The sequence below is a fragment of the Nonomuraea turcica genome, from assembly GCF_030718205.1.
Taxonomy (GTDB): domain Bacteria; phylum Actinomycetota; class Actinomycetes; order Streptosporangiales; family Streptosporangiaceae; genus Nonomuraea.
Genome location: NZ_JAUZQF010000001.1, coordinates 25,317 through 43,748 on the forward strand (window position 1 = coordinate 25,317; position 18,432 = coordinate 43,748).

The window sequence follows — 18,432 nt, forward strand, 5'->3', positions numbered from 1 at the left end:
CCTGAACGTCCCAGCATCCCGTCGCCCTGAGCGACGCTCGCCCTGCCCGGGTCCTTTGGCGGTCAGGCGGGTGTGTCGGGGGCGCCGACGAGGGGCCGCGGCCGCCGAGACAGCCGTTCGGGGCATGAGGCCCGGTGCGTGGTCACCGCGACCGCGTGGGGCAGGTGAGCGGCAGGTCCAGGGGCGGTCATGGCGGGCAGAGGTAATCCGGGGGCGAGACGCAGCCGGGCGCCGGTAGCCTTTCCTTGTGATTGACCTGCGTACCCTTCGTGAGCATCCCGACCGGCTACGGGCGTCGCAGCGTGCCCGCGGTGAGGACGACTCCGTCGTCGACACGCTGCTCGACCTCGACGAGCGCCGCCGATCCGCGCTGACCTCGTTCGAGTCTCTGCGCGCCGAGCAGAAGAGCATGGGCAAGTCGGTCTCCAAGGCGCAGGGCGAGGAGAAGGCGGCGCTGCTCCAGCGTGCCAAGGACCTCGCGAGCCAGGTCAAGGCGGCCGAGGCGGAGGCGGAGAAGCTCGGGGCCGAGCTCGACGAGCTCGTCCAGACGCTGCCCAACATCGTCGAGGAGGGCGCGCCGCCCGGCGGCGAGGACGACTACGTGGTGCTCGAGACCCACGGCGAGCCGCGGACGTTCGACTTCGAGCCCAAGGACCACCTGGAGCTGGGCGAGGCGCTCGGCGCCATCGACATGGAGCGGGGCGCCAAGGTGTCCGGCTCGCGGTTCTTCTTCCTCAAGGGTGTAGGCGCGCGCCTGCAGCTGGGGCTGCTCAACATGGCCATGCAGCAGGCGATCGAGGCCGGGTTCACGCCGATGATCACGCCGGTGCTCGTCAAGCCGGAGACCATGCAGGGCACCGGCTTCCACGTGGCCCACGACAAGGAGATCTACCGGCTGCCGGAGGACGACCTCTACCTGGTCGGCACCTCGGAGGTCTCGCTGGCCGGCTACCACGCCCAGGAGATCATCGACGCCGGCGAGCTGCCGCTGCGTTACGCGGGCTGGTCGTCGTGCTTCCGTCGCGAGGCGGGCTCCTACGGCAAGGACACCAGGGGCATCATCCGGGTCCACCAGTTCGACAAGGTCGAGATGTTCTCCTACGTGCGCCCCGAGGACGCCCACGAGGAGCACCAGCGCCTGCTGGCCTGGGAGAAGGAGATGCTGGCCAAGATCGAGGTCCCCTACCGGATCATCGACACGGCGGCGGGCGATCTCGGCATGTCGGCCGCCCGCAAGTTCGACTGCGAGGCCTGGATCCCGACCCAGGGCCGCTACCGGGAGCTGACCTCAACGTCCAACTGCACCGAGTTCCAGGCTCGCAGGCTCGGGACCCGCTACCGCGACAAGGACGGCAAGCCGCGCCACCTGGCCACGCTCAACGGCACGCTCGCCACGACCCGCTGGATCGTGGCGATCCTCGAGAACCACCAGCAGGCCGACGGCTCCGTGGTGGTTCCCGAGGCGCTGCGCCCTTACGTGGGCCTCGACGTGCTCACACCGGCCAAGTAGCCGGCCAGGCAGCCCACGCCGACCGAGCTGGGCTCAAGGAGCCCAGGGAGGACTGTCCGCCGGCGAGCTCGCCCGGCGGGCGTCCCTCCTGATGAGGGTGAGGGCGGGCAGCAGCACCAGCGCGGTCAGCAGCACGGCGAGCACGACCGCCGCCCAGTAGGTCGCAGGCGTGCCCGCCGCCCACCCGTGGAAGGGTGTGTAGACGCTCAGGTAGACCAGCGGCGCGCCCAGCACCCCGACGGCCAGGGGCGCCGCCCGCGCCCGCCCCGTGAAGAGCAGCGCGATGCACACCGCGAACCCCACCGGGATGGTCATCAGACCGAGGAGCCGCACCACGACATCGAGATCGGCGATCGGGCCGGCAAAGCGCTGCGCATTCACCACGGCCAGATAACTCAGGCAGGCGGCCGCGGCGAAGCCCAGGTAGAGGCGGTGGTATCGGCGCAGCCCCGCTCCGGCGCAGCCGAACAACATGCACGCGGCCAGGAAGATCGCCACGTGCATCTCGGGAGAGAGGTCCACCGACGGGCTCTCCGGGTCGTTGCCCGGCCAGCCGAGCCGCCGCCAGGTGCCCGCCTCGTCGCGGACCACGATGCCGTCCAGTCCGTTCGCGACGACCACGACGTGCCCGCCGCGCCAGGCCTGCACGGCGAGCCCCATCGAGCGCAGCCCGGACTCGTCGTCGTACGTCCTGACGAGGCGCTCGCGCTCGTCGCCGTCGGACAGGGACCACGAGGGGTGCCAGGTGTCGCCGCCGTCGTCGGACTGCTCCACGGCCATCAGACCGTGCACCACCCGATAGCAGCGCGTCGCCTGGTAGGGCACACACGCGGCGGCCTGCGGCGACTTGACGTCCTGGAGTCGGCTGCGGATGTCTGGAGGCAGGTCGTCGAAGGGGACGCTGCTCGACGACCAGGTGGCCGCATGGTCCTCGGACTCCCAGATGGTGAAGTCGTCGGCGTACACGAGGATCCGGTCGTCCTTCACCTCGACCGCAGCGGCCGTGGGCGGGCCAGGCGCGGCGGACGTGGCGGTGACCGCCAGGACGGCCAGCGGCATCGTCACGATGATCCGCCAGCGCGGGGAGGAACCTGCCGCGAGGCTGCGCCGGCGTACCCACCAGGCCAGCGCGAGCGCGGGCAGGGCGAGAAGGTCCGTGGAATCGGCCAGGACGCGCGAGGGGCCCGCTACGAGGGTCCAAGCTTGGGAGGCGGCCTCAGCGCCCGTCTCCGTCGTTTTCACGAGCGCGAACAGCACTCCCGTCAGCACGGTGGCGGCCAGGTCGGCCCGCCGCCAGAAGAACAGGGCCAGCAGCGCGGGCGCCACGACAAGGCCGGCCGCGTCGCTGAGCTTGCCCGTCACGAACCCGGGCCAGGCCTGCTTGAGCAGGTGGTCGTTGACCAAGAGCACGATCACCCCGGCAACGGTCACGGGATGACATAACCACGCGTACCTCATATAGGTGTGGACGGTGGGGACGGCCCGGCGGTTGAGGTGTGGTCCCACCCGTGACCAACCCGACACAAGCAAAAGACCGAGGCCCGCTGGAAGCGAACCCCGGTCTTGCTTGCCGATTACAGGTCAGACGGCGCGGACCTGCGAGGCCTGCGGCCCCTTCTGGCCCTGTGTGATCTCGAACTCGACCCGCTGCCCGTCTTCAAGGCTGCGGTAGCCACTGCCGACGATCTCGGAGAAGTGCACGAACACGTCCGGCGCACCGCCGTCCGGGGCGATGAAGCCGAAGCCCTTCTCGGCGTTGAACCACTTGACGGTTCCCTGAGCCATAAAAGCTCTCCCTCAGGATGTGAATCTATGGGACCCACACCTCGTGGGTCCCGGTGTGTCGTACAGCAAGCACCCGGGGTGGCTCAGACAAAGTCATGCTGGTTTTCACTACGGGATCAGCTAATACAACGCCATCACATCTAACACCATTCTGGCGCGTTGGTGTTCCCCTCCCATGGAAGATTTCTCTCGGGCAGCATGACCGGGCAAACTGGAACCTGTTATGCAGAGCCTTCCCATGCCCCGTCTAGTGGCCACCGACCTCGACGGCACCGCGTTGCGTCCGGACGGAACGGTCTCTCCCCGTACGGTCGCGGCCTTCGGCCGGGTCGAGGAATCGGGCGCTGTGCTGGTGTTCGTGACCGGACGGCCGCCGCGGTGGATGGGCGGGGTCGCGAATGCGCTACGTCACCGCGGGCTCGCGATCTGTGCGAATGGGGCACTGATCTACGACCTCCATACCGAGCGGATAGTGGAATCTCACCTCATCACGGTCGAGGTACTCGAGGAAGTCGTCGCTCAGCTAAGAGCGAACGTGTCCGATCTCGTATTTTCGGTCGAGTATGAAGCTGGTTTTGCGCATGAGTCCGATTTCCTGCTGGGTGGCCTGGACCGCGTAGGCGCCGGTGCGGTTCGTGCCGAGTCGGTAACCGCCCACCCTTGCGCCAAGCTTCTGGCCTTGCACCCGCACATGGGCCCGGACGAGCTGCAGGCCGTCGTGCACGAGCTGGTCGGGCACCTGGTGACCGCCACCCACTCCAGCGGCAGGGGCCTGATCGAGATGAGCGCGCAGGGCGTGACGAAGGCGACCGCCCTGGCGGCGCTCGCGGCGCAGCTCGAGATCAAGCCGTCGCAGGTCATCGCGTTCGGTGACATGCCGAACGACCTGCCCATGCTGAGCTGGGCAGGCACGTCGTACGCGGTCGCGAACGCGCACCCCGACGTGATCGCGGCGGTCGATCACGTGACCGCCGCGAACGACGACGATGGGGTCGCGCAGGTCCTGGAGAAGCTGTTCTAGAGGTAGGGGCCCGAGCCGCCGGGCGGCCGATGCCCCGGCTCATCGTGCGGCACGCCGGGCAACGCCCTGCGCATCTGCTCCAGCTGGGCGCGCGCCGCCATCTGCTGCGCGAACAGCGTGGTCTGGATGCCGTGGAACAACCCCTCGAGCCAGCCGACCAGCTGGGCGTGCGCGATGCGCAGCTCGGCCTCGCTCGGCGGCGTGCCGTTGTCGTCGGTGAACGGCAGCGACAACCGCTCCAGCTCGTCGACCAGCTCCGGCGCCAGACCGTCCTCGAGCTCCTTGATGGAGGACGCGTGGATCTCCTTCAACCGCTTGCGGCTGGCCTCGTCGAGGGGAGCGGCGCGGACCTCCTCCAGGAGCTGCCTGATCATGCTGCCGATACGCATCACCTTGGCGGGCTGCTCGACCAGCTGCGTGACCGAGCGGTCCTCGTCGCCGCTATCGCCCTGACCTTGGAAGTCGGGGCCCACCACCACGATGTGGGGGGTGTTGTTGTCCTCAGCATTCATATGACTCACCGTACTAGGAGGATCTTGCCGACGTGCTGTCCCGAATCCAACATACGGTGTGCTTCGGCCGCCTCGGACATAGGAACTTCGGCGTAGACCACCGGACGCACCGCACCCGCGGCCACCAGCGGCCAGACGTTGTCCACGACGCTCCGGACGATGACGCCCTTCTCCTCCACCGGCCGCGAGCGCAGCGTGGTGCCGTGGACGGCGGCGCGCTTGGCCATGAGGGCGCCGATGTCGAGCTCGGCCTTGCGGCCGCCCTGCATCCCGATGATCACCAGCCGGCCGCCGGTGCGCAGCGCCCGGACGTTGCCCGCGAGGTATTTGGCGCCCATGATGTCGAGGATCACGTCCGCCTTGATCTTTTCCGCGAAGTCCTCCTCGCGGTAGTTAACGACCTCGTCGGCGCCCAGGCGCCGGACCTGCTCGGCCTTCTCCGCGGTGCCGACGGTCGCGATCACGTGCGAGCCGAGCGCCTTGGCCAGCTGGACGGCGAACGTGCCCACGCCGCTGGCGCCGCCGTGCACCAGCAGTGTCTCGCCGCGGCGCAGCCGCCCGACCATGAACACGTTGGACCAGACCGTGCAGGCCGCCTCCGGCAGCGCCGCCGCGACCGTCAGGGGCACGCCGTCCGGCACCGGCATCACCTGCTGCCAGGGCACGGCTACGCGCTCGGCGTAACCGCCGCCGCCGAGCAGTGCGCACACCTCGTCCCCGACCTGGAACTGCTCCACGTCCGCGCCGACCTCGGCCACCACGCCGGCGACCTCGAGCCCCGGGTAGGGCGGCGTGCCGGGGGGTGGGTCATAGAATCCGTTGCGTTGCAGCACGTCGGCGCGGTTCACCGCCGAGGCCGCCACGTCGATGAGCACGTCTCCGCGCTCGACACGTGGCTCCGGCACCTCGCGCCACTCCAGCACCTCAGGGCCGCCGGGCTCGGTGATCTCAATGGCTCGCATGCGAACCACGGTAGCCGGGCAAAGAAGTTGTGGGTTGCCGGGCTGCACGGCAACGCGTGGCGTTACCCTGCAAGATATTTGCTGCCCCTTTAGACCCACCCGAGGGGGAACACGGTGGCAAGACACGATCGAGAAGAATCGCTCGAGGAACAGCTCGCCTGGCTGGACGCGATCAAGGAGACGGAAGAAGCTCCGGTCGCGGTCAGCGCCTCGAGTGCTTCTGCCGACGAGCCCATCGCCTCGCCGTACCCCAAGGACCCGTGGCTGCTCGTCCCGACGCAGCACGAGACGCCGACACCGCCGCTGTTCAGGGCCGCCGTCGACTCGGTGTACGGCCACGCGGCGGCCGAGGATCTGCCCGAGGCCGAGAGTGAGGCCGGGGAGTGGCTCGGCAAGGCGACCACCAGGGACGAGCCCACGAGCCCGGCGGGCCCGAGTGCGGACGACCCGTTCCACGCCCCGCTCAAGCCGCTGCCGCGCCCGGACGACACCGACACGTTCAGGTTGTCGTTCACGCCGCCCCTGGAGACAAGCACGCCCGAGCAGGCGGCGGAGGAGGCTAAAGACACCTCGTGGCCGCCGGCCGACTGGTCACGCCCGGCCGAGGAGTCGCCGGCCGCCGAGCAGCCCAAGCAGTTCGAGGGCGACCAGCCCGGCCCCGCTGAGGCGGATGACGACGACGAGGCCTGGGAGGAGACCCTCCCCAGGAACGAGCGCCCGCAGTGGACGGACCCGCCGCTCAAGGACGAGCCTCCCCAGGACCCCGAGCCGGTCCAGCAGCGAGCCGAGCCGCTTCAGGAGCGAGCCGAGCCGCTGGAACGGCGTCCCGATCCGCTCCAGCAGCGTCCCGAGCCGCTGGAGCGGCGTCCCGAGCCGCTGGAGCGGCGTCCCGAGCCGCTGGAGCGGCGTCCCGAGCCGGTGGAGCGGCGTCCCGAGCCGCTCCAGCTCCGTCCCGAGCCGGTGGAACGGCGTCCCGACCCGCTCCAGCAGCGTCCCGAGCCGACCGAACGGCCTGCCGAGCACGTCGAGCGGCGTCCCGAGCCGCCGTCCCCGCAGCAGGAGCGCCCTCAATGGACGGAGCAGCAGGAATGGCGGCCCGCGGAGCGCGAGATCCCCACACCGCCCCCTCAGCCGCGCCGCCGCCCGGCCCCCATCCCCGTGTTCACCGCCCCGCCCAGGCCGCCGGTCACCGGCCGGCCCACCGCCGAGAGCCTGGACCCGGAGTCCCTGCTACGCGGACGGCGTAACGCCCCTTCCAAGGGCTGGCGCCGCCTGGTCTACAAGGCCTCCGGAGGCTGGATCAAGCCGGGCGAGCCACCGGAGGTACGCCGCCGCCGCCAACTCGTCGGCCGTGCCCGCACCCCCGTGACGACGGGGCACCACCGCGTGGCCGTGCTGAGCCTGAAGGGCGGCGTGGGCAAGACCACGACCACGGTCGGCCTCGGCGCCACCTTGGCGCAGATGCGCGGCGACCGCGTGATCGCCGTGGACGCCAACCCGGACCGCGGCACGCTCTCGGACAAGCTGGTCCTGGAGACCTCGGCCACCGTGCGCGACCTGCTCAACGAGCGCGACCAGGTCAAGCGGTACGTCGACATCAGGGCGTTCACCTCGCAGGCGCCCTCGCGCCTTGAGGTGCTGGCCTCCGACCGCGACCCGTCGGTCTCCGAGGCGTTCAGCGGCTCCGACTACCAGGCCGTCTCCCAGGTGCTGGAGAACTTCTACTCGATCTGCATCACCGACTGCGGCACTGGGCTGCTCCACTCGGCCATGGGCGGTGTGCTGGGGCTCGCCGACCAGATCGTCCTGGTCAGCTCCCCGTCGGTAGACGGCGCCCGGGCGGCCTCGGCCACGCTCGACTGGCTGGAGGCGCACCACTACGCCGACCTGGTGAAGAACGCGACCGTGGTGTTGTGCAGCGTCCGGCCCCGGTCGAAGTCGGCGGTCGACATCAAGAAGCTGGAGGCCCACTTCGCCGCCAGGTGCCGCGCCGTGATCCGGGTCCCGTACGACCCGCACCTGGAGGAGGGCGCGGAGATCGACCTGGACCGGCTGCAGGAGTCCACCAGGGACGCCTACCTCCAGCTCGCCGCCTGCGTGGGCGACGGATTCGCGGGGATCCGAGATTAAGCGGAGGGTATGGGATTCGAACCCATGAGGCCATCGCTGACCTGGCCGCTTTCAAGGCGGCTGCACTCGTCCACTATGCGAACCCTCCTGTGCGCCAACCACGATAGCGGCTGCGGTGACGCGGGTGTACGTTCAGGACGTGGCGGATCTCAACGTCGAGGTGGCGCGTGCTGACTCCGGCACGATCGTGCGCCTGGTCGGCGATCTCGACAAGCTCACCGCGCCGTTGCTCAAGGAACGCCTGCTGAAGCTCTTCGCCGACGGCCGGGTCGAGATCGTCGTCGACGCGACGCGGCTCGAGTTCTGCGACTCGAGCGGCCTGTGGGTGCTGGTCGAGCACCAGCGCAGGGTGGCAGCGCAGGCGGGCTGCTTACGCCTGGTCGGCGTGCATGGTGTGCTGCAGCGCGTCCTGGAGGTGACCGGCCTCAAGGCCGCCTTCGACAGCGTGGTCATGGCCGAGCTGTAAGGGTCACCGGTCGCCCAGCTGGGAGAGCAGCCACTTGGGACCCACGATCTCCGCGCCCAGCTCGCTGACCCGCTCCCGCAGCCCCCGATCCGCGGTGACCACGACCACCCGCTCCCACGGCCGGCTCTCCCGCACGACCTCCACGATCGCGTCGTCTCCGCTGCCGGCGGCCGCCACCACCTCGATCCCGGGAACGGCGGGCACGTGCTTGGCCGCCCCCTCGACGACCGCGACCACCCTCGGATACCACTGCGCCAGCACGGGATGGTCCAGCCTGAGCCCCGCCACATCCTCAAGCAACCGCGTCGCCGCCCCCGCGCGATCGCGCCACCAGCCATGTTCGGCCCGCGCGCCGACGATGTTGGCCACGTCGAGCACGATCATCTCCGGCCTGATCGCCCCCTGGATCTCGCCCCACGTCGCCGCGAACCCCGGATGCAGCTTCCGCCCGGCCACCTCGTCCAGCGCCAGCCAGCGCAGCTCGGTGCTCTCACGGTTGGCCGGCGCCGCGGCCAGCCGCTCGGCCGACGCCGCGATCACTGTCTCGAACGCCCATCCGCCGTGATCGTCGAGGTAGACGCCCTGCACCCGCAGCCCTTCGCCGCGGAGCGCGGCCTCCTCGTGAGCCTCGCGCAACGCGCTGGTGACGGCGTCCTCGTGGCTGTCCCGCGCCCCGCCGGGCAGCCCCCACGTGCCGCCATGGTGGCTCCACCAGGAACGTTTCTGCATGAGCACGTACGGCACGCCCACGTCGTCATGGTGCACGATGAGCAACCCCGAGGCCCCATGCACCCCCCAATGCCTGTGGCCTAGAGAGCACTCGGCCCACCCATCGCCGTCCTTAGCCGCCATGGTGGGATTGTCTCAGCCTCCGCCCTTGGAGAAATGCTGGTAGTCCTTCGCACCGGACCAGTAGCCACCCCACTCCCAGCCGACCTGAGCGAAGGCCTTCACCACCTTGTCGCCAGGATTAATCACACCTTTGCCCTTCATTGGGCGCTCGGTGTACTTCTCGGCATTTTCGTGTGCCGTGCTGCCACTTGCGGTGACATATGGGTTCTGCTGGGGATTGATGTCTATCGCTTCCCCGTAGGCGTGGTTGGACCAATTACTGGAACCGGTCGCCTTGCGGCAGTTGAAGGCAGAGGTGTTGTTCGCCTCGATCGAGGCGAAGTCGTCAGCCTTGTACGCGTCCACCAGCTTCATCTGGTAGACCGGCCAGCGCCACCCGTACAGCTTCTTGAAGACCGTCACGATGTCGTCGGTCACCGTCTTGCGCACGACCAGCTCGCCGGTGTGCGGCTTGTTGTCGAACCCCCAGTAGGACAGCGTGACCAGCCGCAGATCCCGGTAGTGGACCGGGCAGCCGGGCCGCCACGAGTACGGCAGGCGGTCGCGGGCTACGTTGGACACCTTGGCGCTGAACTCGGGCGGCGAGGCCGGTTTGGTCGGCGTGGCCGTCGGCGAGCCAGGTGTCTCGTATGCGGGTGTGGACGTCGTGGGCTCAGGAGCGACCGACGCGATCGGCTCGGTCGCGGCGCACGAAACGGACGCGAGCACCACGAACGCCATGGTTGCAGCACGTTTCATCCACCCACCATATGCGACGTCTCGCCAGGTCAGGGGACTATCAGCACCGTACGGCGAGCCCTCTTCGCCAGCGTGGCCGCCACCGAGCCGCACCAGGCATGACGCGAGCGGCCCACCACGATGGCGTCGGCCATGTAGGCGCCGGCGAGCGTCTCCAACTCCCGCGCCGTGTCACCCCGTACGCTGACGAACTGCCACGGAACGCCCGCGCCCTTCAGCTCGTCCCTGAGGTCCTCGGCGAGGTCGGCCGCCGAGTCCGGGATGATCGGCGACCCGGCGAAGAACCATAGGGCGGCGGCGTTGAGCGCCTCCACGAAGGCGATGAGCAGCGCGGCGCCGTCCCTGCGGGCGAGCCCGGCTGCGTACGCGAGCGCGTTGCGGCTCGGGCCCGATCCGTCGAACCCCACCACGAGCAGGCTCGCACCGTCCTTGCCGATCTCGAACCGCCCGGCGGGGAGCCTGCCCGTCAACGGCGGCTCCCACCGCGGGTCCGTACTTCCGCCGGACATGGGCTCAGTTGTCGGCGTGCTTGCCGCGACGAGCCAGCTCACGCAGGGCGTCCGCCGCGTAGATCACGATGGCGACGAAAGAGAGCGCGGCGAGCGAGCCGCCGACCCACAGGTCGTTGACCGTCGCGTCGACGTACGCGGCGCCCCTCGGCTGGTAGCCGACCGCGAACGGGGCCGCGACCAGCCACAGGCCGCCGAGGAACAACAGGACCAGGGCGGAGACGCCCAGCTTGGCCTTCATCGGTTCTCCTCCACTCCGACCAGGGGAGCCGTGCCGTTCCTGCGGTGCTCACCCGTCTTCAAGTCCTCACGCAGCGCCTCGACGAGCGGGGCGAGCAACGCGGCCAGTTCGGCCGACGACGCCTGAGGCGTGCTCGGCACGGCCTCGGGCTCCGGCTCGGCCACGCGCGGGCGCACGGCCACCACCCCCCGCGCCACCAGCTCCTCACGCAGGGCCATGGCGAAGCTGACCACGCCGGCGAGCCCCACCACCGCCACGCCGAGACCGGTGAAGAACTCCGAGATCGTGGGGTCGGTCCAGTCGGCGTTCTCCGGTTGGGTGCCGAGGGCGAAGGGCGCGATCATCAACCACAGCCCGCCCAGGACCGCCAGGGACGCCGCGACGGCGCCCACGAACTTGCGAATCATTGCGAGATTCCTCCAGAGACGAGGTCTTTCTGCGGGGGCGTGGCCTGCGCGATCAGGGCACGCGAGGTGGGCCGCAGTACGGTACGCGCCACCGCCCTGGCGCGTTCGCGTTCGGAGCGATCGTCCGGCGGGGCCATCTTGGCGACCGCGGTGAGCAGCGCTGACGGCTCGCCGTTCGCCCGCTCGACGCGCTGGGCCACGAGCTCCAGCAGCAGCCCGGCCAGGACCAGGTCGTCCTTGCTGAGCGGCGCGGGCGCCGCGGGCGCCGTCGCGGGGCCGCGCAGCGGGAGCTCCTTGAGGAAGATCGTGGCCACGAAGCCGAGCAGCGCAATGGGCACGCCCACCATGAACACGGTCTCCAGGCCGCGCGTGAACGACTCCAGCACGATGTTCTTGATCGGCCCGGGCAGCTGCTGGATGGCACTGGGGCTGCCGAGCTTGACGTCCGAGCCGCCGGGCAGCGAGATGCCTGCCGCCTTGAGCATCTCGGCCATTTCGTCCTTGAGCCGGTTCGTCAGGATCGCGCCGAACGCGGCCACGCCGACGGCGCCGCCCAGCGAACGGAAGAACGACACGCCCGACGTGGTGGAGGCCATATCGCGTGGTTCGGCGCCGTTCTGGGCGGCCAGGATGAGCATCTGCATGGACAGGCCGAGGCCGACGCCGAGAACCGCCACGTCGAAGCCGATGAGCCACTCGCTGGAGTTCACGTGCAGCCGGGAGAGCAGGAACAGCCCCACGGCCACGATGAGCAGGCCCGCGACCGGGAAGATCTTCCACTTGCCTGTCTGGGTGACGATCTTGCCGGAGATCACGCCGGCCAGGAAGAGCGCCAGCACCATGGGCAGCGTCATCAGACCCGAGTTCGTCGGGCTGAGGCCCTTGACGATCTGCAGGTACTGCGGCAGGTAGATCATCGCGCCGAACATCGCCATGCCGACGAACAACGAGGCCAGGCTGGTGAGCACGAACGTACGGTTGCGGAACAGCCGCGGCGGCAGGATCGGGTTGCTCGCCGTCCGCTCGGACAGCACCGCGAGCGCCAGCATGAGCAGGGTGAACGCGGCCAGGAAGTACGTCCAGCCCGAGTTCCACGCGAACTCCGTGCCACCGAGTGTCAGCAGCAGCATGAGCCCGCTCGCGCTGGCCGTGATCGTCGTCGCACCCCAGATGTCGATCGAGGTGTTCCGCTTGACCGTCGGCAGCCGCAGCACCTTCTGGATCACCAGGAACGACACCAGCGCGAACGGCACCACGACGTAGAAGCACCAGCGCCAGCCCAGCCAGTCGGTGTCCACGATGAACCCGCCGAGCAGCGGCCCCGCGACCGTGGAGATCCCGAAGACCGCGCCCATGTAGCCCGAGTACCGGCCCCGCTCGCGCGGCGAGACGATGTCCCCCAGGATCACTTGGGAGAGCGCCGACAAACCGCCCACACCCAGGCCCTGCACGGCCCGCGCCGCGATCAGCTGCCCCATGTTCTGCGACAGGCCGGCCACCACCGACGACGCGACGAACAACGCCAGCGCCGACTGGAAGAGCAGCTTGCGCCCGAAGAGGTCGGACAGCTTGCCCCACAACGGCGTGGACACCGTCATCGTCAGCATGGTCGCGGAGGCGACCCATGAGTACTGGTCCTGACCGCCGAGCTCCCCCACGATCGTCGGCAGAGCCGTGCCCACAACCGAGGTCGAGATCATCGATGTGAGCATCGCGAGCATCAGCCCGGACATGATCTCGAGGATCTCGCGGTGGGTGTACGTCCGCTTCGTGGGGGAGGCGGCCTGCGCCTGGGCTACCACGACACCACATCCCCTTCATACAGTTTTAGCTGACTCGAGTATACGTGTGTTTACTAGCCGAGCGGCAAGTGGGGTCGGGTCTTGAGTAGAGTTCGGGTCATGAACGCCGAGGTGACCCGGCCCCGCGGCAGGGAGGCCACCCGTGAACGGATCCTGCAGGCCGCCCGGACGTTGTTCGGCGAGCACGGCTACGAGCAGGTGACCATCCGCATGATCGCCGCCGCGGCGGACGCCAACATCGCGCTGGTCGGCCGCTATTTCGGCTCCAAGGCCGGGCTGTTCGGCGCGGTGCTGGAGGGCGAGCCGACCATCAGCGCGCTGTTCGAGGGCCCGGAGGAGGGGCTGGCGAGGCGGCTGGCGGTTTACGCCGCCGAGCGCATGCAGCACCCGCCGGACAGCCCGATCCTGCGCACGCTCGAACGCTCCGCCCGCCACCCCGAGGTCCAGGAGGTGGCCCGCGAGCGTCTGATCGCCGCCGTGCTCGATCCGTTGCAGGCCCAGCTCGGCGGCGGCCCGGACGCTCTGGCCAGAGCCCGCATGGTGGCGGCGGTCTTCCTGGGCATCGGCGCCATGCGTCGCCGGCTCGGCCCGGAGACGCCGACGCCGGCCGACGTGGACCGGCTGACCGCGATCTTCGAGGCGTGCCTGGCCGAGTGAAACTTTCACCCCCCAACGACCTCCTGGCCAGGGGATATGCGGTGGGAAGCGATCCGATGTCTTTGACCGGCCCGCTACGCCTCCTACCATCCGGGAGTGCTAGTGGGAGCGCTCCCACATGACCAACGGAGTGATTTCATGTCTCGCAGAAGGCCCATGTTGGCGGTGCTCCTGACGGCGGCCGCCATGGCCGCGGCAGGGGCGGTCGTGTTCTCGTCGTCCACCGCCCAGGCCGCCGACTCCGCTTTCTACGTGGATCCCCAGACCAACGCGGCCAAGTGGGTGGCCGCGAACCCGAACGACAGCCGTACCCCCGTGATCAGGGACAGGATCGCCGCCGTGCCGCAGGGCCGGTGGTTCGCGACGTACAACCCGTCGACCGTGCGCGGCCAGGTCGACTCCTACGTCGGCGCGGCCGCCGCGGCCGGCAAGACCCCGATCATGGTCGTGTACGCCATGCCGAACCGCGACTGCGGCGGCGCCAGCGCGGGCGGCGCCCCCGACCACGCGTCCTACCGCGCCTGGATCGACCAGATCGCGGCCGGGCTGGCCGGCCGCCCCGCGTCGATCATCCTGGAGCCGGACGCTCTGGCGATCATGTCCAACTGCATGAACGCCTCCCAGCAGGCCGAGGTCAAGGCCTCCATGGCGTACGCGGGCAAGAAGCTCAGAGGCCAGGCCAAGGTCTACTTCGACATCGGCCACGACGCCTGGCTGGGCGCCTCGGAGGCCGCCTCCCGGCTGACCGGCGCGGACGTGGCCAACAGCGCCGACGGCATCGCGGTCAACACCTCCAACTACCGGGCCACGCCCGGGCTGGTGTCGTACGCGAAGAACGTGATCGCGGCGACCGGCGTGTCCAGGCTGAAGGCCGTCATCGACACCAGCCGCAACGGCAACGGCCCGGCCGGCAGCGAGTGGTGCGACCCGGCCGGCCGCGCGACCGGCATCTGGAGCACCACGAACACCGGCGACTCCGCCATCGACGCCTACCTCTGGGTGAAGCCCCCGGGTGAGGCCGACGGGTGCATCGCGGGGGCCGGGCAGTTCGTGCCGCAGCGGGCGTACGACCTGGCCATCGCTGCCCCGTCACCCACCGCCACCCCGACCGTGACGCCGACCGTCACCCCCACGGTCACCCCCACCGTGACGCCGACCACCGGCCCTGGCGGCTGCACGGCCACCTACAAGGTGACGAGCCAATGGCAGGGCGGCTTCCAGGGTGAGGTCACCGTGAAGGCCGGCTCGTCCGCCATCTCCGGCTGGAGGGTCGGCTGGACGTTCCCGAACGGGCAGACGATCACCCAGCTCTGGAACGGCAACCTCTCCGGCAGCGGCACGGTCTCCGTCACGAACCTGAACTGGAACGGCGCCCTGGCCGCGGGCGCGACCGCCTCGTTCGGCTTCACCGGCAACTGGACCGGCCAGAACGGCACCCCGTCCCCGGTGACCTGCACCGCGTCCTGACAGATTCGCCGGGCCCTCGATCCCCGGGGGCCCGGCGAAATATCCGCGCCTTCATTGCTGTTGCAACGAGCCAGGTCATCTATGCCGGCTCTGCGAAAGGCGCGTACCCATGGCTTTGCCGCTGTCCATCCTGGATCTGGCGCACATCGGCGAGGGAGAGACGGCGGGTGACAGCTTCACCGCCAGCGTGGCCCTGGCCCAGCGGGCGGAGGAGCTCGGATATCAGCGGATCTGGTACGCAGAGCACCACAACATGGACAGCATCGCCTCCTCGGCGACCAGCGTGCTCATCGCCCACGTGGCCGCGCACACCCAGACGATCCGCCTCGGAGCGGGCGGCGTGATGCTCCCGAACCACTCCCCGCTGACCATCGCCGAGCAGTTCGGCACGCTCGAAACCCTGCATCCCGGGCGCATCGACCTGGGCCTGGGCCGCGCGCCCGGCAGCGACCAGCAGACCATGCGGGCACTACGCCGCACCCCGGCCGCCGCGGACACCTTCCCCGAGGACGTGCTGGAGCTGCAGGGATACCTGACTGGCCAGTCGCGGATCCCCGGCGTCAACGCGACCCCCGGCAAGGGGACCGACGTCCCGCTGTACATCCTCGGGTCGTCCCTGTTCGGGGCCCAGCTGGCCGCCATGCTGGGGTTGCCGTACGCGTTCGCCTCGCACTTCGCCCCGACAGCGCTGGAGGAGGCCGTGGCGCTCTACCGGCGCGAGTTCAAGCCGTCCGAGCAACTGGCGCAGCCGTACGTGATGGCGGCGCTCAACGTAATCGCGGCGGACACGGCCGAGGAGGCGCAGGAGCAGTTCCTGGCGGCCAAGCGGCTGCGGGTGAGCAGGTTCCTGGGGCGCGGGCGCACGTTCACGCCGGAAGAGGCCGACCTGATCCTCGACTCGCCGGCCGGGCAGCAGCTCCTGCAGATGGCCAAGTATTCGGCCGTCGGGGACCCGGGCGAGGTGAAGGACTACGTCGACCGTTTCGCCGAGCACGCCCAGGCCGACGAACTCATCGTCGTGTTCTCCGCGCCCGACAGGAAGGCATGGCTGCGCTCGGCGGAGCTGCTGGCCCGGGCGTACGGGCTCTAGGCGGTTATTCGTGGTGCGGGCCGATCACGTAAGGCCCGGTGGTCTCAGAGGCCGGCAAAGGGGACAGCCCTGCCGCGACCAGCTGGGTCCGCAACGTCATCACCGTCCGCTCCAGTGCCCTGATCTGCGCCTGGAGCCGCCGGATCTGGTCGCGCATCGCGGTCGAGGTGCTCTGCTCGGTGATCAGGTCGGTGCTGAGCTGGGTGGCCTGGCTATGCACCCGGCTCATCTGCCGCTCCATCTGGGTCAGCGCGTCCTCGTAGATCGTCTTCGCTCGGAGGAACGCCTCGGCGTCCACTTTGGACCGTTCTATCTCGGCCTGATGTTCGGCCTGCGCCAGCGCGGTCTGCTGGGTCTTCTTGTTGGCGTCGGTGGCCGACTTGAAGGCCAGGTACGCCACGCCGAGCGGGACCACGCCCACGCCGACCTGGATGAGGATGTCAGTCAGCCCGGGCATCACGGCCTCCCCCCACCGGCCGGATCACGCCCGTATAGGTGATGCCGTCGTCGCTGTGCCAGGCGTTGACGGTCAGCGCGATGGGAAACTCGCTGCCGTCGCGACGCAGACCCACCAGGGGGATGATCCGGCCGTCCAGCTCCGACTCGCCGCTGGCGCGTACCCGGGCCAGCCCGGCGGCGTGCTGGTCGCGGAAGCGGGACGGCATCAGTACCGTCAACGGCCGCCCGACGGCCTCGTCCGTGCTCCAGCCGAACAAGGCCGCGGCCTGCGGGTTCCACGACAGAATGATCCCGGACGCGTCGGCGACGACGACGGCCGTGGACCCCGTGCCCGGGAGCCGGTCCACGCTGACGGCCTCCGGCCAGGTGGCGATCAGCGCGATCCAGCCGCCGAACGCCAGCCAGACCGCCCCGCCGACCCAGCCACGTGGATTGTCGCCGGTGAAGGTCGAAACCAGATATACCAGGCCGTAGAGCACGAGCAGTGCCGTGGCGGCGGCGAAGGCGACCCGGTCGGAGCGCATGAACGTCTGCACCAGGCACAGGGCGCCGATAACGCACCAGGCCGCGGCCCAGACGGTCAGCGGGGCGAAGGAAGCCAGCATGGCGTAGCCGGGGGTGGCGCGCTGGTCGGCCGGCGCGAACGCCAGGGAGGCGGCGATGGCCAGGCTGAGCAGCCCGACGAACGCGAGAGACGCGCCACGTCGTCCGATGCGGCGCATCACCCGTGCCACGACGTCGTTACTCACAGTGGCAAGATTAATGCACATCGTTAGCTCTGTAAGGGTGAATCCTTGGCCGTTGCTCAACGGGGTCAGCCGGAACGCCGGATGACCGGCATGTATCCACCTCGCGCCCGCCCGCTCTCGGCCAGAGCTGCCCAGCTGAACGTCTCGTTGTGCACGTCGACCGCCGCCACAACGGCCCCACCGGCCCGGTCCACGGTGCCCAACCACGCGAAACGCTCATCGGCCTCGTCCCGGTGCGTGATCCCTTCGACCATGAGCCGAAACCGCCCCGGCCCTTCGATCATCGAGAAGGTCACACCGGGGATGAACTCCCACCCGGCGCAGGTGGACGGCCTGCCCGAAACGAGCCGGAACGTGGGAAGTTGCACGATGGGTTCGGCCGAGTAGAGGACCAGCGTCGGTAGGGCGCCGCCGAAATAACGGGCATCCTCACGAGGGACACAGGATGGCACGCGGGGGAGTATGCCACCGGCACCACCTGATCACCTGAGAAAGACGTAACCGATCTGTGGCAGATCGTGGCCGGGATCTCTCGCCAACGTGGATGTCCCGCTGTATGACGGACTGGTGACCACGTCGATGAGAAGGAACATGTCCATGGAAAGCAGGCATCCCGCGCTCTCCCGGCTCGATGTGCTCGTCGGCCGGTGGACCGTACACGTCCCCGGCGTGGGCAGCGCGTGGGCGGAATTCGCCTGGCAGGACGAGGGCGCTTACCTGCGCCAGGTGTCCGACATCGACGCGATGCCGGACACGGCCCCGCAGGCGTGGAGGGAGAACGCCCCCTTCCCGACCACCGCCCTGATCGGCCTCGACGACGCGACCGAGCAGTTCACGATGTTGTACGCCGACGCCCGCGGCGTGCACCGGGTGTACCAGATGACGTTCGCGGGCGGCGAGTGGCGGATCTGGCGCGACACCCCCGGCTTCAACCAGCGTTTCATCGGCACGCTGAGCCCGGACGGCGACACCATAGAAGCACGCTGGGAGCAGTCGAAGGACGGCATGACCTGGGACCTCGACTTCGAGCTCACGTACTCGCGCATCGCGCCCGCACGTTCATGACCGGCTCGTC

At 69.6% G+C, this 18,432-nt stretch carries 21 protein-coding genes and 1 tRNA gene; 8 read left to right on the top strand and 14 right to left on the bottom strand.

Going from position 1 to position 18,432, the window contains the following annotated elements:
• The first annotated feature begins 247 nt into the window (after window positions 1-247).
• Complete coding sequence (gene serS, locus Q9G87_RS00135) at window positions 248-1,510, top strand: serine--tRNA ligase (RefSeq protein WP_305914065.1); 1,263 nt, start codon at window positions 248-250, stop codon at window positions 1,508-1,510.
• A gap of 33 nt (window positions 1,511-1,543) precedes the next feature.
• Here the strand turns inward: serS and Q9G87_RS00140 are convergent, their stop codons facing one another.
• Together Q9G87_RS00140 and Q9G87_RS00145 are read right to left on the bottom strand one after the other, a co-directional pair.
• Entirely contained in the window at window positions 1,544-2,926 is a 1,383-nt protein-coding gene (locus Q9G87_RS00140; RefSeq protein ID WP_305914066.1) for a hypothetical protein, read from the bottom strand.
• A 165-nt stretch (window positions 2,927-3,091) separates the two neighbouring features.
• A complete protein-coding gene (locus Q9G87_RS00145; RefSeq protein ID WP_127938141.1) occupies window positions 3,092-3,295 on the bottom strand; it encodes a cold-shock protein in 204 nt (67 codons plus the stop codon).
• A 250-nt stretch (window positions 3,296-3,545) separates the two neighbouring features.
• Here Q9G87_RS00145 and Q9G87_RS00150 point away from each other — a divergent pair, with 250 nt between their 5' ends.
• Complete coding sequence (locus Q9G87_RS00150; RefSeq protein WP_327586620.1) at window positions 3,546-4,316, top strand: HAD family hydrolase; 771 nt, start codon at window positions 3,546-3,548, stop codon at window positions 4,314-4,316.
• Here the strand turns inward: Q9G87_RS00150 and Q9G87_RS00155 are convergent.
• Both Q9G87_RS00155 and Q9G87_RS00160 read right to left on the bottom strand, forming a co-directional pair.
• Window positions 4,313-4,828, bottom strand: coding sequence for a bacterial proteasome activator family protein (locus Q9G87_RS00155; RefSeq protein WP_305914068.1), 516 nt, complete (start codon window positions 4,826-4,828; stop codon window positions 4,313-4,315). The two genes, Q9G87_RS00150 and Q9G87_RS00155, sit on opposite strands and share 4 nt — an antisense overlap.
• 5 nt (window positions 4,829-4,833) lie before the next feature.
• Entirely contained in the window at window positions 4,834-5,790 is a 957-nt protein-coding gene (locus Q9G87_RS00160; protein ID WP_305914069.1) for an NAD(P)H-quinone oxidoreductase, read from the bottom strand.
• A 114-nt stretch (window positions 5,791-5,904) separates the two neighbouring features.
• Between Q9G87_RS00160 and Q9G87_RS00165 the strand changes: the two genes are divergently transcribed.
• Window positions 5,905-7,920: a MinD/ParA family ATP-binding protein gene (locus Q9G87_RS00165; RefSeq protein ID WP_305914070.1), complete on the top strand. Its 2,016-nt coding sequence runs from the start codon at window positions 5,905-5,907 to the stop codon at window positions 7,918-7,920.
• Window position 7,921: 1 nt separating this feature from the next.
• On the opposite strand, the gene Q9G87_RS00170 is transcribed toward Q9G87_RS00165, so the two are convergent.
• Window positions 7,922-8,008 (bottom strand) — tRNA-Ser (locus tag Q9G87_RS00170).
• Between the two features lie 51 nt (window positions 8,009-8,059).
• Between Q9G87_RS00170 and Q9G87_RS00175 the strand changes: the two genes are divergently transcribed.
• The gene (locus Q9G87_RS00175) at window positions 8,060-8,386 is read left to right on the top strand and encodes an STAS domain-containing protein (RefSeq protein ID WP_305914071.1); all 327 of its coding nucleotides are present in this window, start codon (window positions 8,060-8,062) and stop codon (window positions 8,384-8,386) included.
• Window positions 8,387-8,389: 3 nt separating this feature from the next.
• On the opposite strand, the gene Q9G87_RS00180 is transcribed toward Q9G87_RS00175, so the two are convergent.
• The 6 genes from Q9G87_RS00180 to Q9G87_RS00205 form a co-directional block, all read right to left on the bottom strand.
• Complete coding sequence (locus Q9G87_RS00180; protein WP_305914072.1) at window positions 8,390-9,151, bottom strand: NUDIX domain-containing protein; 762 nt, start codon at window positions 9,149-9,151, stop codon at window positions 8,390-8,392.
• Window positions 9,152-9,250: 99 nt separating this feature from the next.
• Complete coding sequence (locus Q9G87_RS00185) at window positions 9,251-9,958, bottom strand: M15 family metallopeptidase (RefSeq protein WP_305914073.1); 708 nt, start codon at window positions 9,956-9,958, stop codon at window positions 9,251-9,253.
• 47 nt (window positions 9,959-10,005) lie between these two features.
• Entirely contained in the window at window positions 10,006-10,446 is a 441-nt protein-coding gene (locus Q9G87_RS00190; protein WP_305914074.1) for a universal stress protein, read from the bottom strand.
• Window positions 10,447-10,489: 43 nt separating this feature from the next.
• Entirely contained in the window at window positions 10,490-10,726 is a 237-nt protein-coding gene (locus Q9G87_RS00195; protein ID WP_305914075.1) for a hypothetical protein, read from the bottom strand.
• Window positions 10,723-11,133: a hypothetical protein gene (locus Q9G87_RS00200; protein ID WP_305914076.1), complete on the bottom strand. Its 411-nt coding sequence runs from the start codon at window positions 11,131-11,133 to the stop codon at window positions 10,723-10,725. The genes Q9G87_RS00195 and Q9G87_RS00200 overlap by 4 nt, the downstream gene beginning before the upstream one ends.
• Window positions 11,130-12,935, bottom strand: a complete 1,806-nt coding sequence (locus Q9G87_RS00205) for an MDR family MFS transporter (RefSeq protein ID WP_305914077.1) — start codon at window positions 12,933-12,935, stop codon at window positions 11,130-11,132. The genes Q9G87_RS00200 and Q9G87_RS00205 overlap by 4 nt, the downstream gene beginning before the upstream one ends.
• A 99-nt stretch (window positions 12,936-13,034) precedes the next feature.
• Between Q9G87_RS00205 and Q9G87_RS00210 the strand changes: the two genes are divergently transcribed.
• The 3 genes from Q9G87_RS00210 to Q9G87_RS00220 all read left to right on the top strand — a co-directional run bounded on the left by Q9G87_RS00210 (window position 13,035) and on the right by Q9G87_RS00220 (window position 16,149).
• Complete coding sequence (locus Q9G87_RS00210; RefSeq protein WP_305914078.1) at window positions 13,035-13,592, top strand: TetR/AcrR family transcriptional regulator; 558 nt, start codon at window positions 13,035-13,037, stop codon at window positions 13,590-13,592.
• Between the two features lie 138 nt (window positions 13,593-13,730).
• Window positions 13,731-15,059 (top strand): glycoside hydrolase family 6 protein, encoded by a 1,329-nt coding sequence (locus Q9G87_RS00215; RefSeq protein WP_305914079.1) that lies wholly within the window; start codon window positions 13,731-13,733, stop codon window positions 15,057-15,059.
• 109 nt (window positions 15,060-15,168) lie between these two features.
• The gene (locus tag Q9G87_RS00220) at window positions 15,169-16,149 is read left to right on the top strand and encodes an LLM class flavin-dependent oxidoreductase (RefSeq protein ID WP_305914080.1); all 981 of its coding nucleotides are present in this window, start codon (window positions 15,169-15,171) and stop codon (window positions 16,147-16,149) included.
• Window positions 16,150-16,153: 4 nt separating this feature from the next.
• On the opposite strand, the gene Q9G87_RS00225 is transcribed toward Q9G87_RS00220, so the two are convergent.
• The 3 genes from Q9G87_RS00225 to Q9G87_RS00235 all read right to left on the bottom strand — a co-directional run bounded on the left by Q9G87_RS00225 (window position 16,154) and on the right by Q9G87_RS00235 (window position 17,809).
• Window positions 16,154-16,606, bottom strand: a complete 453-nt coding sequence (locus Q9G87_RS00225; RefSeq protein WP_305914081.1) for a hypothetical protein — start codon at window positions 16,604-16,606, stop codon at window positions 16,154-16,156.
• Window positions 16,590-17,357 carry a PAS domain S-box protein gene (locus tag Q9G87_RS00230; protein ID WP_305914082.1) on the bottom strand — a complete coding sequence of 256 codons (768 nt, stop codon included), beginning with the start codon at window positions 17,355-17,357 and terminating at the stop codon, window positions 16,590-16,592. Before Q9G87_RS00230 ends, Q9G87_RS00225 begins: the two co-directional genes overlap by 17 nt.
• 65 nt (window positions 17,358-17,422) lie before the next feature.
• A complete protein-coding gene (locus Q9G87_RS00235; protein WP_305914083.1) occupies window positions 17,423-17,809 on the bottom strand; it encodes a hypothetical protein in 387 nt (128 codons plus the stop codon).
• 145 nt (window positions 17,810-17,954) lie between these two features.
• Between Q9G87_RS00235 and Q9G87_RS00240 the strand changes: the two genes are divergently transcribed.
• Window positions 17,955-18,422, top strand: a complete 468-nt coding sequence (locus Q9G87_RS00240; RefSeq protein ID WP_305914084.1) for a hypothetical protein — start codon at window positions 17,955-17,957, stop codon at window positions 18,420-18,422.
• Window positions 18,423-18,432 lie beyond the last annotated feature (10 nt).